We start from the raw sequence: 16,160 nt of genomic DNA, 5'->3' as shown, positions 1-16,160 counted from the left end.
AAATGATTGGAGAGCAGCCGGTAGGTGGTGTTTTGCCGGGAGGAATTTAAAATACCGTTTTCCTCTTTCTTTTCATCAGCGATTTTAAGTTTGATTTCTTCTGTCAAATAGAAAAAATCTTTGACCTGTTCCTGGACGAAATGGTGGCTCATGATCATGTTGGCTGCACGGAAACAAATCCGCTGCCAGCTATAAAGCTGATCTTTTGCGGCTTTGACGACTTCCTTATCTTCGGAATCAATCAGCAGCTGGATCTTACGGGTTAGGATCATGGTATCTTTTTCCATAGCTTATTTTTTGATTCTTTTGATTTTGGTGCAAGCCTGAGCGAAGGTTCGTTGAATGTGCTGCTGACTTAAATTCAATAGCCTGGCAATCTCTTCAAAGCTGTATTGGAGTTCATAGCGCATATGCAGGACCCTGGATTGCTCTTCACAGAGGTCACCTTCGAACTTGAACTTGTGGGTTTTGCCCGTAACCTCCAGTTTTTGTGAACTGGTCAGGATGGACTTTAAGGTTTCCAGTGTTTTTTCAACCGTTCTGGCTACCTGATAATCAGAAATGCCACCAATATGCCAGGCAATGCGCTCATAGTTGAAAGCGTATTTTAGACAGAGTTTGATAAACAGTTGCTGATTTTCAGTCAGATTGGCGATGACTGCCTCAACTTGCTGCCACTGGAGTTTTAAGTGGTCATCAAGTTCTTCCTGATAGAGGATGTCATCTTGATCTAATTCCTCTTCAGGATCATAGCCTCCTATGAATTCCTGGTAATTTTCGATCTCATCAAGCCTGAGCATATTCCGCTGGAAATTGTGTTTAGAGGTTCTGTAATAGGCTTTGCAGGCATCGAATGTGGTATCACGGAGAAAGGTTTCGATATGGTTGGGGTTGGTGATGCTGTTCCTGATTAGCCAGAGGCGTAGAAATGCTTCGCTCACAATGCAGGCTGCATTGGTGTCATCTTTAATGTACCGCATTCTTTTATAAAACAAGGAGGGGTAGAGGCAATTGTAAAAGTATTCAAAGCCTTTTTCATCACCCTGACTGAATTTGTCGAAATAATGTTGGTTTTCAGTTAATCTGTTGTATTTCATAGCTCGTATTTTATACGAGTCTTCGCGGGTATTTAGAGCTATGCTATAGTGGGCTCTATCTTCCGCACTACAAGGTTCCGACACCTTCAAAAACGGAATAACGACAGAGCCCATAGCACTATAGCGGTACAAAAGTACGCATATTACTACGGGCATTAATCTATCGTCTCGTTTTGAATGCAAATTGTCGGAATTTGTAGTCGAGACTCTTTATCTAATGCCTTAGTTTAAAATCACTTGAGTTAGTAACTCATTACACAATTTTACATAAATTGTATCAAAATAGCAAATAAAAAAGTCAAAATGTTACGATTTGTAAGTTTCAATTTGTCGGATGGCAAAAGTATCTACAGCAATCGTTGGCAAAAATATCAAGTCAATTCGCGAATCAATTGGATTGTCACAAAAGGATTTTTCGATTCTAGTAGGCGTATCACGTGCAAGTCTGATTAAAATTGAGGCAGGTTCTACAGGGTATCGCTTAAATCTATTAGATGGAATTATTGATTTTACTAAGTTTAATCTATCAGATTTAAGTAAAATGAATTTTTCGTTACCCGATAATTATAGAGAGAAGCTCATTAGAGTGTATGAGGAGGACGTGACTGTCGGTGTTATTTTAAATCAGCAACCGACTTTAGTATACTGCATTAAATATAGTTTACTGAATAGCCAATTCTTAAAAGAGCCTAAAGAAATAAGGCAAATAACTAAATTTTTTGCTGATAAAGGTTGGGTTTTTAGTGGGAATTCCATCCAGATCGCTTTAAAGAGGATGACTGGTATTATTGTGATCAAGAAACATGAAAGTAAAGGAAATACAAATACTTATTCCATTATCCTGAAAAGGAACTAATTTGATAACTTTAATATTATGGATTTAAAGTTCATGTTTTTTCGGACAAATTGGATTAATTTACTTGGGATCTTTACTGCGGTTTACATCTATGGTATTATAACCGCCTTGAGCCAAGTTTCTACATTTAATGATTTAGGCAATTCATTGATATGGGGATTCCTCGGTAGTTTTATTGGAATTATTGTCTTTGGATTTTATTTCTGGCTAGGCTTTATAACGATCATGTTTATTTTGGATTTGATCTTGCTAAACATGAATAGGAAGTACTTGCTAAGAAAATTATTCCTGGAATGGGTAATTGTAAGCAGTCCATTTATTTATTCGGACATTAAGTATAATAATTGGGTGTTTTTTGTTGCTGTAGCAGGCTTCCTTGTAGCGCAATGGTATAGAGCAAAAGCAATTGGTAAAATTATTGCCTGGTATGAGTATTAGGCATATAGAACAGATTCAGATATTGACACAATTTACCCGCTCATTTGTCATAGTTGCCCCTCATCTTTGAAGCTATATTTTAGGATCTTAGTGTTAATGGAAATAATCCATTATAAAACTTAGAATCATGACAGTTAAAAACCCATTTGTCTGGACAGAAATCAGTGTAAACGATCTGGCCAGAGCTAAGAAATTCTATGAGGCGGTATTGCAGGTTCAATTATCTGAACTACCAACGCCTGAGAATATGAAAGTTGACAAAGATGATCCTTGTTACTTTGAAATGCTCGCATTCCCCGCAGATATGATGGCCCCAGGGAGCAGCGGTACATTGTGTAAATCTAGTATGAGCAAGCCAGGTCAGGGAGGCACATTGGTTTATTTTCATGCTGATGACTGCACAGTTGAGCTTTCAAGAGTGACAGCAGCAGGAGGTAAGGTGATTGCCGAAAAAATGTCTCTTGGAGAATATGGTTTCTGTGGTGTCGCTGAAGATACTGAAGGTAACCAGATTGGTTTTCATTCACTGAAATAGTATTTAAGCGCTGCCCAATTGCGGCGGGCAGCGTTTAAAATATATTATATCTGATATAATGCCTTTACTACTCTTGAATTAGTTAGTTTGAGCTCAAATAGAAATATTAATACATAAATAATAATCATCAGCAGGAAAGGTATAAATGATTCAATATTAGTTTTGCCTCTTAGTATTCCGATGAGACCAATAAAGGTTCCAAATGCCAGCAGGCCAATGATTGCAATTGATACTGAACCAGGTCTAATTCTGTAATGATTTACAGAGGGATCTTTTGAAAGACTAATAATAAGTTTAGGCAGAAAGAACTCAAAGGATGTTTTGATTCTGGTAAATTTTAAGCCCTTTTTGTCTTCAAGTCCCCAAAATATTTTGTCGGTACCGATGTCGACACTCTTAAATTTAAAATCAAGAGACATGGTTTCTTTCATTGATGCTTTTCTTAGGGCAGTTTCTACTTGAGTGTGATTTAAGTTTGGAGGAAAATGAACGGTTTTAAAGTACATAATAAAGAGCTATAATTTGATGATAGTAAAATAGCAATATTCTATTAATTACTTATTTCTTTTTGCTCCCGGACTTTTTAGGCTTAGGCTCTGGAAGTGCTGCAGCTGTAATCCTTACCAGCTCACTAATCCATTCCCGGTCTTCTATTTGTTCTTCGATCAGAAAGCTGGGTTTCGCTCCAGGATAAGGAGGGGCTTCTACTACGTCTCCTATAAACTGCTTTCCAGCTTCTGTGGGTTTAATAAACAGCTTGTTGTCACAAACCAAAGCAAAGATCTTTTGGTCTGCATAAAGGCCGTATTCTCCAAACATTTTCCTGCTGCTGATCGTTCCTGCTCCTTGTATTTGATCAACAATAAAATCAACAAATTTCTGATCTGATGCCATAGTGTATATTAGGGTTTGGAAATAATTGTCATTGCATTACTGTATGCCGTTACCCCCGGATTATAAAGACATTGAAGCATAGCTGCTCCGTTTTTAAAAGTTCCTTCTTGCGTAACAGTCACTTCATAGCTAAACTCAGTTCTGCCTGAGGGCAGTAGATCTATAAATAACTGCTGACCAGCATCTCTTACAGACCTGTAATAATTTGTGCCATCCTGATATTGCTGACCGCTACTACCATCCAGAGGTTCGAACACACCTGCACGCTTATCTTCCAGTTGTACAAAGCGCAAGCTTACTGCTGTTTCTACCGTTAAGACAATTTTTATCTTTTCACCGATTTTTAAAAGAGGGTTATCTGAAAGTGGAACCCAGACATTTTTCTGCTGATCATAATTAAATAAAGTTTTTTTCAGTTTTACCTTATTATTAGCATTATCTGTCTGCCCTTCGGCACTGAAATAATGCCATGTAATGCCACCGCTAACCGTGCTGTTTGCTGACACCGTAACCGGAGATACCTTGTTAAGACTGATAAATTGGTTGCGCTGACCAGCCAGAAGACCATTTGAACTATTCATCTGCTGATTATCAACTTGAGCGGAAACAGAATCTGGCACAAAACTGGCCTTTATTGTGGCCGACTCCTTAAGCATCTCGATAGCTGCAGCAGTACCCGTGGTTGTGCGCCAACTGTAATCTTGCTTGGCCGACATCATCCATTTGCTTAACCCATCAGCAATCTTTGTATTTTGCCCGGCCTGCGTAAAGGCCTCATAAAGAATTGCAATGGTTTCTTCTTTTGAATGGCTCAAATCATCACCATCTGAAATTTCTTTCCAGCGCATTCCATTGCGTTCGTCGTTTATTGCGCGTTGTTGTATGTTATTCAATTGGGCAAGGGCCTTTTTATAGATCGGGTGATCTGGAGTTGTATATTTTAATGAAACAATGATCCATAACGCCTGATCATATAACCGCCGACTATTTATGTCTTTTTCGGCAAGTTCGAGCGTGGTAGTTATTTTTTTGATAACACCGGGATTAAGGGGATACTCCGTTTTCCAGAATGACCGGGAGTAGGCAGAAAAAAGGTTGACATCTGTACCATTTGTAGCGAATAAAGAATCTGTATATGTAATTAATCTCTTGATGAAAATTGAATGCCTTTGATAATCGTTCGATTGCCATCCCTGCTGATTTAGTTTTCCAAATCCTCTTAGGACATAATTAGATATCCAAATATTGCTTTTTCCACCTTCAAACCAGGGAAGCGCGCCATAGAAATCTTGCATGGAATACAACTTATTTAGATGTTCGGAAATTATAGATTTGTTGCTTATGGTATCGAGAACCTGATACAATTGTTTTTGCTGCTTAGCGGTTTGGTTTGCCAGATTTAACCAAGGCATGGCTACTTCTGCAAGTTCATCCGGAAGTTTGCGTTCAGTAGTATCTGAAATGGCATCCGGTGAACGCATTTTAAATGATTTTGCAAGTTCGGGCTCATTACGCATCAGCTGATTTGCGGTTACTCTGGCATAGAGTTTATTAAATACCTGTTCAGAACAATTAAATGAATAATAGACTAAAAATGGTAATGAGTTGACTAAGGCTGCTTGTGGCTTGGCATCTGCATAGAGACTAAGGCCATATAAATCTGCATCGTCTGGTAGCTTAGGAGCTTGTATCAAACTGTCTTTCTTTGAAAATACAAGAGGCACTTGCTTACGCATAAACACTTTTTTGGGCAGTATCGGCAAAGTGTGTTCTTCGGCATCTGCCAGTCCGCCTCCATTTACAGTGGTTACTATTGTTAATGGGTTCAGCTGTCCTTCGGGCACTTTAAAAGCAAAACCTGCTGTTTCAGTTACCTTTCCGGCTACTTTAACTATTTTAAAGGCAGGCTCTTTCAGTATTTTTGCAGTCAGGTCTTCACCCGTAACGGCATCTTCTATTTTACAGCTAAGTTTTACATCCATAGTTGCACTATCCAGATTGCTGATCCTGCTTTTTAATACGATCTCATCGCCCTGATATAGCAGGCGTGGCATGTTAGGTTGAACCATCAGGTCCAGACGCGTATTTAGTTTTCGCTCTGCATATGCAAATAGCCCGCTTTTTGTATGTGCCATTAGCTTCCAGTTCCATGCGGTTGCTGTTTGAGGCATGGTAAAACTAAAGGTATATAGTCCGTTTTTATCAGCGTATAATTTTGGATAAAAGAATGCTGTTTCGCTGAAATCTTTACGCGCCATTGGCTGTGGCTCTGGGGTTCCCGGCAGTATGATTTTTCCTTTCGTGCTAATAATCAGGACGCCATTTGCAGCTTTTGAGCCATAGATAGCTGTGGCATCGGCACCTTTTAATACCATAGCTTCGGTTATGGAAGCGGCATTAAAATCATTTAATGATCCGGAAAATGGAACACCGTCTACTATAATTAGAGGCTGCGCATTCTGAACAAGAGAATTTGTACCCCTTATGTAAATCGCGCTGCCCGTAGTGGCATACCTCACTACGTCGGCTGTGTTATAGCCCCTTACTACAAGCTCATTCAGCTGACCATCTTCTAAGCTTGCAAAGCTCACTGAAGGTGCTGCCAATCCAGGTACTCGGCCTCTTAGTTGCTGCAACATAATATCGCCTTCATATTCATTTATGAATTCGCTTTGATTATTGTATTCGTTATTACCTGGCCAATAGTGATAATAAGGCCTACTGTTATTGATTGTTTGACTCCAACCACCATACAAGTAACCGCTAAAGTAACGGTTGTTTGGTATGTTCCATTGATGGGAAGCAAGTTTGTCTAGTGCGGCATCGTACATTCCCGTCATCAGTTGTGCCGCAATATTTGCTTCGGCTGTTTTTACCGATACGGTAAAAGTTTCTTTTGTACCAGGGGCCAGCACTTTCCTGTATTTTTCTATGATAATTTCTGGCTTTGCCGAAGTAGGAGGGACTAGATAAATGTTTTGGTCATTTATATATAGTTTATTGTTTAGTACATAAGCTTTTGTGAGCACCAATGATTCTAATGCATCTTTTGGTACCGTGAAAGTATACGCCTGCATTCCCTTAGCCTGATATTGTGTCTGGTAAGTAGTTTTTACCGCAATGCTCTGCTTTTGGCGCACATAGTAAGTTAGCCCATACACCACATAGGCGCTGTCTATAGTAGCAGTTTGATAATCTATTTTATCGCCGGGTTTGGCAGTATTGATGGACAGGTAGTTAAAGTCTTCTAAATTACCGGGAGTAGCTCTTTGCTCAGTATCGAATACATCAAAATTGGTGCTGGTAAGACCCGATGTTTTACCCGATTGGGTTGTAGTTGCAACGAATTCATACTTGCCGGCTTTAAGCAAGGTTTTGTCTAATTGAAACTGAACGGTACTGTCTATTGGTATTGTTTTTTCAAAGATTGATTTCTTTTCCAAGCTTGTCCTTTTAAGGATTTCCTCGTTTGGGAACCATGCTTTTAATTGATCTTTAGTGTACTGCCATTGATCTACAATTTCACTACGAGTGGTATCGGGCACTATAATATTCTGAAAAATGCTAATGTGAATTTCCTTAGGTTTGAACTTGCTGTTTTCTGTTTTTGCAGTGATGCTTAGCTTTGGAAAGTCTTTTCTATCGTACTGATCTACTGCCGGAATGTTGATCTTGACTGGCCATGAAGATACGCTGAATGTGTTATCCTGGCTGGTGGTTTCGCCAGTGGCTTCTGTGGCCATGGCTGATAACCTGTAAGTGATAGCCCATTCCTTATCGGGAAAAGGATTTTTTTTCGGCAGGTTTACATCATTTACTTTTATCACCAGCAAGCCCTTTTCATCGGTATAACCGAGCGTATCCGTTACTATGGGATTGATATATGGGGCATTTCCAAAATAGTTAGACTCTCTTATTATCTGGTAAGCAATTTTTACATGGTTAAGATCTGCACCGCTTAGCGACTTCACTTTAAGCTTTAGCTCAAAAGGATCGCCTGGCAATGGGGCATCGACAGGTTTTTCCATAGTTATTTCCATTGTTGGCCGTTTGTATTCCTCAACCTTAAAATAACCATTATCGCCATCAATTTCATCGCCATTAATAGACCATTGCCCGGTCATCGCATTTTTTGGAATAAGGAAAGAACCCGAAAAGCTTCCATAATCATCAGGGATAAGCTTTATAGAATCAACCGTTCTGTAGTTAGGGTCTTTTAATTCTAGTAGGGGTTTATTTTCTGCCAACCAGCGCTGGAGATACTTATTTGCTTTACTGAAGACGATGTTTTGACCCGTTGAGGGATCTCTGGTGAGCATAATGACTTTATACTGTACACGCTGCCCCGGGCGATAAATTCCTCTGTCGGTATAAATTTGCAATTTTGCCTGGTCGTCATAGAACTCTTCCAGATCATCATAATCGTCGGTATTGTATATCTCCCGAGGCAGGTTATCCTTTGCTTTATTAAAATCGTGCATTAGGGTATCTTTGCCAGAAACGAACATGAATTCTTTTGAAGTGGAGGTTTTTTTTATGGGCACAAAACCCTTAAAATTGGTGCTAACCTGTTCTGTTGCTACTGCTTTTACGCCACTCATCGGGAAACCCGTTTTTCTGTTCAACACGATAAACTGATCTCTGGTATTCACAACAGCCAGATCAGATACCTGAAATTGAATGTATTCCATCTGGCTCAGCTTGGCTGTAGTTTTAATCTCGGAAGGTGAGAAAACTACATTATAGGTGCCGATTGGCAAACTTTCGAGCTTTAAGTAGAGCGCATGTTTGTCGAAATCATCAGTTCCGGCAGGTAAGAGGAAGCTGGAATCGCGGATAGCAGAGCGGTTGAGCAGGACTTCTATTCGTTCTGTTTTTAAGTTCGGAATTTTCTCTTTGATACCAATTTTAACGATTCGGTAATAGATTTTTTGTATACCCCTATACCTGGCTGTTAGCATGATTGGTGCTTCCGTCATCTGGCGATCTGTCACCTGAACATTGATCTCTTGATTTTTAATCTTTTTAAGCAAGGTTTCCAGTGTTTTTTTATACCCTGGAAACTCATTTACAACGTTTTGATGCTGCTGATACAATTGTACCGCCTGTTTAAGGTAGCCTTTGTATTGAGGCTCAAATCTTTGTCCGTATTTGATTCCCTTGTAATACTGATACTGAAACAAGTAGAAAGTAGCTGAGGCTTGTACAGTGTTGAAAGGAGAGGATAGGTTTTTTTGGAGGTAAGCTATCCACGCGTCCGACAAGATATTGGGCATTCGGGAATAGAAATAATATTTGATAAGCATCTGAATGTATTGCAGTTCTTCGGGTTTCGAATTGTGTTTTCGCATCCATAATGCATAAGTATCCATCAAATTTGAATGGATTTTGGCGGTATCTAGTGACGATTGCAAGGCTTGTTGAAATCCTTTGGGCTCAGATGCTATAAGTGTCTGAATATCTTGATCGGACAGCTTTAATTCGTTGGTTTTTCCTGCTTCGAAGCCAATGCGCTCGGCAAGGGCAATGTCTGTAAGGTCGGCTTTAAACAATAACTTATCGGCATTGGAGGAGAGCCATGAGATATCTACGTTTTTAGCCGTTATGGCTGAGCTACTGAGCCGTAATGCTTCTTTGAAATGAAACCTTACAATGCTGTCGCGCTGCGACACATTCATTGCACCATAATTAGGTTGGAGGTTCTTTGTTTCGTAGGTGCTGGGCCGAAATTTTAACCGCTTGAGCTCAAACAAAAGTACCCTGCGCGCCTGCATGAGGTGCATTGCAGTTTTTAGTAAAGTTGATGACTTTTTGCTGATGAGTAAACTATCAATAAAAGCGCTGTTCCTGAAATACAGACTGTCTTCAGTTTTTAAGTCCTTGATGAGCATGGTATAATACAAGCATCGCACTAAAGCAATATCATTGTTGTTCCGGACAGATTCTTCTTTTTTTGCGTTGACGGCTTTAAGCGTTTCTTCCAGTTGGGTTTTTGTTCTTATGGAATTTTCAATATTTGACCAGTCATCATTGAGTTCGAAGATTTGGGCAAATGCTGTTGATGTATTGAAAAAAGTGAACAGTATACAGGCTAGGATAAGGCGCATGAGAGAAACATTAATTTTGTGTAATGCAATTTAGTGATTTGAAATTCACTTTTACATAGTATAAAAACTTCATTGTCGTCATCTCGACGTTAGGAGAGATCTCTTGATCATGAAGTTGATGCGAATTAATTGACATAATCAAGAGATCCATCGTTTCCTCGGGATGACGAGGTGAGCTCAAGTCTTTTTAAGAACGGATTGAAAAATTATAATATCTTCGATTCATATGAAAAAAATATTCCTGCTACCCATCTTTTTTATAATCCTGGCATTGAGTGCTCGATCTCAAAATACAACAAGCTTACCAGATTCAATTTATTCAGGAAAACAGGGGAAGATGCATGTGCAAGGTGTTGCCGTAGATAAAGCCAACGGATATGTGTATTTTTCTTTTACAGATAGGCTGATCAAGATGGATTTTTCGGGAAAACTGATAGGCAGTGTGACCGGTTTTGTAGGACACCTTGGCGATCTGGATTTTAATACATCCGACGGAAAGATATATGGTTCGCTTGAGTATAAAAATGATGCTATTGGTAAAGGCATAAGGAAATCATTAGGGGTACAAAACAACAATGAAAATGGCTTCTATATCGCCATATTTGATGGTTCGCGCATTGTTCGTCCTGATATGAGTGCAGAGAAAGAAGATTTGCTACGTACTGTTTATATAAGGGAAGCAGTAAAAGATTACGAAGACAGCGTACAGATAGGTAATGATAAAAAGCCACACAGGTTTGCTTGTTCCGGAATTGATGGTGTTGCTTTTGCCCCGGCAATAGGAAGTTCTGATACCAGTAAAAAGTACTTGTATGTTGCGTATGGTGTTTACGGTGATACCGACAGAGACGACAATGACCATCAGGTTTTATTAAAGTACGATATCGCCAACTGGAACAAATACGGACAGCAGTTGTCGCAGGATAAGTTACACCATTCGGGACCGGAAAAACCTTTGGATAAATACTTTGTAAAAACTGGCAGCACCCGCTATGGGATTCAGAATCTGGCTTATGATGATTATTCCGGAAACTTTTTTGCCGCGGTATACAAGGGTGCCAAAACGCAGTTTCCGAATTACGACTTGTTTGTAATTGATGCTCATCAAAAGCCTACTAACGCCCAAATATCATCTGGTAAGGAGAAGATAAAAGTTAAAACCCTTTCTTTATTGCAGGCAGGGCCAAAAGATGCAAATACGGGTATAAGAGGCTGGCGTTTTGAATGGGGAGCAACAGGTTTATGTCCGCTAGGCGACGGGTTGTTTTATATCTCGCACAATAAGAAAGACAAAGACGGGCAGGAGCAGAGCACCATTTACAAATACAAATGGGTAGGAGATGCTCAGAGCTCCTTTTCGAAAGCCAATCTGGAACTGCCTCTAAAAAATACTTCGCCACAGTAAATGTAGCCTGCCTTTTCAAAAACATGTTTCATGGCTCCGTTATCAAAGTTGGTATCGGCTTTAACGCTATGTATGTTGTTTTTTTGCGCGAAATCTTCAATGAAGTTCAGCATCTTTCCCGATAAGCCTTTGCCAAGATAGTCTTCGGAAATTGCGACTCTGTGAAATACAACAAAATCGCCATTGGTTAACCATTTTCCTTTTATTTCTGCATAGGCAGGTTCGTCGTTAATTAGAATTGCACAATAGCCAGTAATGGTATCTCCATCGGCCATTACAAAACCAGCTCCCTTAGCTATGTCATTTTCAATTACTGTAGGGTTTGGATAACCATCCTGCCATTGGTTACTGCCATCTTCTTTTCTGCGCAGGATTGCTTTTTGCAGAATCACCCATATTTGGGGCAAATCATTTAATGTTGCTTTTCTAAAAACGTATTCCATAGTAATGCAAAGTTTGTTAAAAATATGCGTCTATACAACTCACAATGAAGAGGGAAATAAACTATGATATATCGGTAACTAATAGATCGATATTATATCTAATTTGTAAAACCAAACATTTAAACATGAAAATACAGCTTCTGTTGTTCTTATTATTAATAACCCTTAGCGGGTACTCACAAAACAAAAAAGAGGCTTTAACTCATAAATTGGTTAGCGTTGAAACTGATAGAATTTATGATAAGTTAGTGAAAATCAGAAGAGATATTCATGCAAACCCTGAATTGGCTGGAAATGAAAAACGTACTCAGGAAATCATAAAGAAATATTTACTGGACTTAGGCATTGAAGTTAAAACAGATACTTACGGGCATAGTGTTATAGGCATTCTAAACGGAGAAAAAAAAGGAAAGAAGATAGCATGGAGAGCTGAAATGGATGCTTTACCAAATGGGCAGCATGGTTGTGGCCATGATGTACATATAGCAATTGGATTAGGAATAGCGGAAATACTTGCAAAAAACAAAGCATCAATAAATGGAACAGTATATTTTATATTTCAACCGGAAGAAGAAACATTTGTTGGAGCAAAAAAAATGATTGAACAAGGCTTGTTTTCGATAATCAACCCTGATGAAATTTATAGTTTGCATGTAACTGCATTGCCTGTGGGGCAAATTATGGTAAAACCAAATGAAATGTTTGCCTATCAAAAGCGAATAAGAATTAAACTGAAAAACGAGTTATCCAAAGAAGAGGTTAAAGGGCTTACCAGGAAAATATACAGTTCATTATCTCGTTCACAAAGCAACAGTAAGCCCTGGGAAATACAACATATGACTGACCGTAAAATAGGATTGATGAATCCGAATACGATTTTTAAGGACTACATGATTGTGGATGAGAAATTTAATATCTATTCAGAAAAGGACGAGCTTTTTTTAGAAACGTATTTATACGAGACAAATCAAAAGAATATCCAAAAAATCATACCGAAAATTGAACAATTACTTGGAGAAGAAAAATATAAAGATAAACTGCTTACTATTTCATTTTTACAGGAAAATCCAACTATAGTTAATGCGGAAAAATTGACCAAAAGTGCAATAAGGACACTTAATGGAATCTATGGAGACAATTTCGTTCTGCCGGATTATGGCCAGGTTCCTTATTTTAATGATGACTTTGCCTACTTTCAGCAAAAAGTGCCAGGTGTTTATTTTTTCTTATGCGGTTCTAATATTGAAAAAGGAATTGTGGCAATGAACCATGCACCTAACTTTAAAGTTGATGAAGAAAGCATAAAAATTGGTGTCAGGAGTTTTTCATCCTTAATTATCGAAAGACTAAACGATAAAAAATTACACCAAAAAGGAAAATAGAATACAATCTGTATATTAGGAGTTACTAATCACACACGCTCATGCAAATCCACAAAAAGAAACTTGTCATCCTGCTTTTATGCTCTGTAATACCCGTAGTAAGGGTATGTGCACAAACGTTACCGGACGCGATTACAAAAAAAATAGATGGTTTATTTACGAAATGGAATACACCGAATACACCTGGCTGTGTGATTGGAATTGTACGCAATGATTCTTTGATTTATGCTAAAGGTTATGGCCTGGCCAATATGGAATACGGGGTGCCCAATACTCCTGAAACCATTTACCATATGGCATCTGTTTCTAAGCAGTTTACGGCTTATGCAATTGTTTTGCTTGCCGGACAGGGGAAACTTAAGCTGGACGACGACATTCATAAATATCTTCCCTGGTTCCCGGATCTGAAAGAAAAAATTACTATCCGGAACTTACTGAATCATACCAGCGGCATTAGAGACCAATGGCAGTTGCTAGCCATATCGGGCACCAGACTCGATGATGTAATTACGCAGGAGCACATCGTTAAAGTACTGAGTAAGCAACAGGCACTGAATTTTAAACCGGGAGAAGAATATAGTTACTCTAACAGTGGTTTTACCATGCTGGCCGAAATTGTAAAATCTGTTACAGGCAAAACGCTTAGACAGTTTACAGATTCTGTTATTTTTAAGCCTCTGGGGATGAATAATACACACTTTCATGACGATTATACGGAGGTGGTGAAAAATCGGTCTTACTCGTATTACCCACGCGAAGGTGGTGGTTTTAACAATAGTATTTTATCGTACTCAAACGCAGGGGCAACCAGTCTGTTTACCAATGTTGACGATATGGCGAAATGGTTGATCAACTTTTACAAGCCTACGGTGGGTACGGCAGAGGACATCAAACTATTAACGCAAAAGGGGAAATTTAATAACGGCAAAGAATCTGACTATGCATTGGGAATTGTTAACAATACCTACAAAGGGTGGAGGCAGTATTCGCATAACGGCGCCGACGCTGGTTACAGGACATCGGTTGTTACTTTTCCTGATCTAAAAATGGGTTTTATTGTTTTTAGCAACGTTGGGGATTTTAATCCTGGTGGTAAAGGTTACGAAATAGCTGATCTTTTTATTAAAGATACCACTGCAAAAGCAACTAAGCCAGAGGCCAAACCAGTTGATACCAATAAAGCCGTTTTAAAAGATATTACAGCTGCTAAAAAATTCCAGGGTAATTATATTGCTGATGATGGGGCACAGTTTGGTTTTAAATTAAAGAACCAAAAATTGTATTGGGACAGGTATGGCCGGTCTGACGTTTTATTAGAAGCCGAAAAGGGTACTTTTATGGTTGCTTCTTCACCTGATGTTAAATTTGAGTTCAGCACAGCAAAGGGAGATACCGTTGTTAAGCAATGGTGGCCTGATGGGAAACGTTTTTTGATTAAGTATGCAGTTAGCAATCAAACAGATAAGCAGTTGCAGGCATATGCAGGAACGTATTACTGTCCGGAACTGGACTGTAAATACGGCATTGTTTTAAAAGGGCATGATTTGATATTAACGAATAGCAAATACGAGGATAGTAAATTAAAGCTTATAGGAAAGAATCATGCTGGTACTGACTATTGGTGGATGGGTCATCTAAAAATGCTACGTGACAATAAAAATCAGATCATAGGTTTTGAAGTTAATGATGGCAGGATTATGCATTTGCGGTTCAATAAAATAGAGTAATTTATTTATACCAATAATGTTGGTCTATTCTGGTGATCTCGGGTTTGCCTATATCGGTTAATATTCTTCTTGCGCCGACAAGTGTAGCGCTTTGCCTGCCATCATAATTGTCGGCAGAGGGTACAAGACTGTTTATTCTGACCATTCCAGCCGCCTGGATAAACTCGCCCTTGCCCATATAAATGGCAGTGTGAGTTACCCTTCCATCATTGAATCCTCTGCGTTTGGCTGCCGAAAAGAACAACAGATCTCCGGGTTGCAGATTTCTTAAACACTTATCTACGCTAATGCTGTCGTTTTCTAGAACATCAACTGGCTGACCAATTAAGGCTTGTTGAGAGGCATCACGCGGGATAATCACGCCATTTAGAAAAAAGGACATTTTGGTGAAGCCACTGCAGTCAACACCCTTGCCGGACGTGCCGCCCCAGAGGTAAGGAACGCCCAACAGGCTTTGTGCTGTGGTTAAAATTTTTTCGGCATTTGGATCGGGTCTGGTAACCCAGGCTTGGTACAGGCTGGCTTGTCTTTTAGGTAAATATGCTGTTCTGCCGTCAGGATAGCCTACTTTGTAGAACTTTTTCTCTTCACCAAGTAACTGGAGGATATTGCCGCCAACCAGGTCAGATACTCGCTGCGCATTTTCATCGGGTGTGTTGAAGCTATGGCCATAGTCTGCAGTAAATACGACCTTTTTTGCCCTTTGCCAGGTTTCAAAACCTGATTTGTTCATGGGGGTTATGGCACCCACATCTGTCCACGATATGTAACCATCAGGAGTTTGTACTAAATAGAACCCTCCGTGTTTTTTAAATACTTTAATTGGTGTGCCCAGCAACATTTGCGTCATCATCTCTGCCGCATTTTTCGGGAAGGCTCTGTTGTTGCAAACCGAGAGATTGGCTACCCCGTATTCCATCCCGTGTAAGGAGGGCTCTGGCAGCAATACGCCGCTGAATTTAATTGAAGGTGTGTTTGGCTTTAGTTTATCAAATTCTTTCAGCGCTTCCTGAGAGGTGCTTTCCAATTTGGCCGAATCACCAATAAGCTCCAGGTTAAAATAAACTGAACGCTTATCTGGTGCATATTTTTTTTGAATGGTAGCCGCAACACTGCGAAAAACGGCAGTATCTGACTGTGCTTTAAGTGTAAAAATACTTAAAGAGAAAAGCAGACCCAAACAAAGACTTTTCATAGTTGTCAAATTAAATGATTTCGATAAGGAGAAACCTTTAACGAATATAGCTAAATGAAGGTTACAATGAAAAGAAAGGCG

The 16,160-nt window shown here is 39.3% G+C and carries 12 protein-coding genes; 6 read left to right on the top strand and 6 right to left on the bottom strand.

The features are described 5' to 3' along the window. Positions 1-290 precede the first annotated feature (290 nt). The gene (locus tag N824_RS14785) at positions 291-1,097 is read right to left on the bottom strand and encodes a sigma factor-like helix-turn-helix DNA-binding protein (RefSeq protein WP_161662325.1); all 807 of its coding nucleotides are present in this window, start codon (positions 1,095-1,097) and stop codon (positions 291-293) included. Between the two features lie 334 nt (positions 1,098-1,431). Here N824_RS14785 and N824_RS14780 point away from each other — a divergent pair, with 334 nt between their 5' ends. The 3 genes from N824_RS14780 to N824_RS14770 all read left to right on the top strand — a co-directional run bounded on the left by N824_RS14780 (position 1,432) and on the right by N824_RS14770 (position 2,926). Next, positions 1,432-1,953: a helix-turn-helix domain-containing protein gene (locus tag N824_RS14780; RefSeq protein ID WP_048905926.1), complete on the top strand. Its 522-nt coding sequence runs from the start codon at positions 1,432-1,434 to the stop codon at positions 1,951-1,953. Positions 1,954-2,208: 255 nt separating this feature from the next. Continuing rightward, positions 2,209-2,391 (top strand): hypothetical protein, encoded by a 183-nt coding sequence (locus tag N824_RS30290; protein ID WP_152542303.1) that lies wholly within the window; start codon positions 2,209-2,211, stop codon positions 2,389-2,391. Between the two features lie 127 nt (positions 2,392-2,518). Beyond that, positions 2,519-2,926 (top strand): VOC family protein, encoded by a 408-nt coding sequence (locus N824_RS14770; RefSeq protein ID WP_048905924.1) that lies wholly within the window; start codon positions 2,519-2,521, stop codon positions 2,924-2,926. Between the two features lie 44 nt (positions 2,927-2,970). On the opposite strand, the gene N824_RS14765 is transcribed toward N824_RS14770, so the two are convergent. The 3 genes from N824_RS14765 to N824_RS14755 all read right to left on the bottom strand — a co-directional run bounded on the left by N824_RS14765 (position 2,971) and on the right by N824_RS14755 (position 9,927). Further along, positions 2,971-3,357, bottom strand: a complete 387-nt coding sequence (locus N824_RS14765) for a hypothetical protein (RefSeq protein WP_235207138.1) — start codon at positions 3,355-3,357, stop codon at positions 2,971-2,973. 127 nt (positions 3,358-3,484) lie between these two features. Continuing rightward, positions 3,485-3,820, bottom strand: coding sequence for a TfoX/Sxy family protein (locus N824_RS14760; RefSeq protein WP_048905922.1), 336 nt, complete (start codon positions 3,818-3,820; stop codon positions 3,485-3,487). Between the two features lie 8 nt (positions 3,821-3,828). Continuing rightward, positions 3,829-9,927 carry an MG2 domain-containing protein gene (locus tag N824_RS14755; RefSeq protein WP_048905921.1) on the bottom strand — a complete coding sequence of 2,033 codons (6,099 nt, stop codon included), beginning with the start codon at positions 9,925-9,927 and terminating at the stop codon, positions 3,829-3,831. A 226-nt stretch (positions 9,928-10,153) separates the two neighbouring features. On the opposite strand from N824_RS14755, the gene N824_RS14750 reads away from it, so the two are divergent. After that, entirely contained in the window at positions 10,154-11,332 is a 1,179-nt protein-coding gene (locus N824_RS14750; RefSeq protein WP_235207137.1) for a hypothetical protein, read from the top strand. On the opposite strand, the gene N824_RS14745 is transcribed toward N824_RS14750, so the two are convergent. Next, positions 11,272-11,775 (bottom strand): GNAT family N-acetyltransferase, encoded by a 504-nt coding sequence (locus tag N824_RS14745; RefSeq protein WP_048905919.1) that lies wholly within the window; start codon positions 11,773-11,775, stop codon positions 11,272-11,274. The two genes, N824_RS14750 and N824_RS14745, sit on opposite strands and share 61 nt — an antisense overlap. Positions 11,776-11,900: 125 nt before the next feature. On the opposite strand from N824_RS14745, the gene N824_RS14740 reads away from it, so the two are divergent. Beyond that, the gene (locus N824_RS14740; protein ID WP_048905918.1) at positions 11,901-13,157 is read left to right on the top strand and encodes a M20 family metallopeptidase; all 1,257 of its coding nucleotides are present in this window, start codon (positions 11,901-11,903) and stop codon (positions 13,155-13,157) included. 41 nt (positions 13,158-13,198) lie between these two features. Then, the gene (locus N824_RS14735; RefSeq protein WP_048905917.1) at positions 13,199-14,884 is read left to right on the top strand and encodes a serine hydrolase; all 1,686 of its coding nucleotides are present in this window, start codon (positions 13,199-13,201) and stop codon (positions 14,882-14,884) included. 1 nt (position 14,885) lies between these two features. Here the strand turns inward: N824_RS14735 and N824_RS14730 are convergent, their stop codons facing one another. Beyond that, entirely contained in the window at positions 14,886-16,079 is a 1,194-nt protein-coding gene (locus tag N824_RS14730; protein WP_048905916.1) for a C40 family peptidase, read from the bottom strand. Between the last annotated feature and the right edge of the window lie 81 nt (positions 16,080-16,160).

It is taken from the genome of Pedobacter sp. V48 (assembly GCF_000523515.1).
Lineage (GTDB): Bacteria > Bacteroidota > Bacteroidia > Sphingobacteriales > Sphingobacteriaceae > Pedobacter.
This window is presented reverse-complemented; position numbering and strand designations above follow the sequence as displayed.

Excerpts from the sequence above, each read along its gene's own strand:
- N824_RS14740 (WP_048905918.1), top strand. The coding sequence starts at position 11,901 with ATGAAAATACAGCTTCTGTTGTTCTTATTATTAATAACCCTTAGCGGG.
- N824_RS14765 (WP_235207138.1), bottom strand. The coding sequence starts at position 3,357 with ATGAAAGAAACCATGTCTCTTGATTTTAAATTTAAGAGTGTCGACATC.
- N824_RS14730 (WP_048905916.1), bottom strand. The coding sequence starts at position 16,079 with ATGAAAAGTCTTTGTTTGGGTCTGCTTTTCTCTTTAAGTATTTTTACA.
- N824_RS14750 (WP_235207137.1), top strand. The coding sequence starts at position 10,154 with ATGAAAAAAATATTCCTGCTACCCATCTTTTTTATAATCCTGGCATTG.
- N824_RS14755 (WP_048905921.1), bottom strand. The coding sequence starts at position 9,927 with ATGCGCCTTATCCTAGCCTGTATACTGTTCACTTTTTTCAATACATCA.
- N824_RS14785 (WP_161662325.1), bottom strand. The coding sequence starts at position 1,097 with ATGAAATACAACAGATTAACTGAAAACCAACATTATTTCGACAAATTC.
- N824_RS30290 (WP_152542303.1), top strand. The coding sequence starts at position 2,209 with ATGAATAGGAAGTACTTGCTAAGAAAATTATTCCTGGAATGGGTAATT.
- N824_RS14780 (WP_048905926.1), top strand. The coding sequence starts at position 1,432 with ATGGCAAAAGTATCTACAGCAATCGTTGGCAAAAATATCAAGTCAATT.
- N824_RS14735 (WP_048905917.1), top strand. The coding sequence starts at position 13,199 with ATGCAAATCCACAAAAAGAAACTTGTCATCCTGCTTTTATGCTCTGTA.
- N824_RS14745 (WP_048905919.1), bottom strand. The coding sequence starts at position 11,775 with ATGGAATACGTTTTTAGAAAAGCAACATTAAATGATTTGCCCCAAATA.
- N824_RS14760 (WP_048905922.1), bottom strand. The coding sequence starts at position 3,820 with ATGGCATCAGATCAGAAATTTGTTGATTTTATTGTTGATCAAATACAA.
- N824_RS14770 (WP_048905924.1), top strand. The coding sequence starts at position 2,519 with ATGACAGTTAAAAACCCATTTGTCTGGACAGAAATCAGTGTAAACGAT.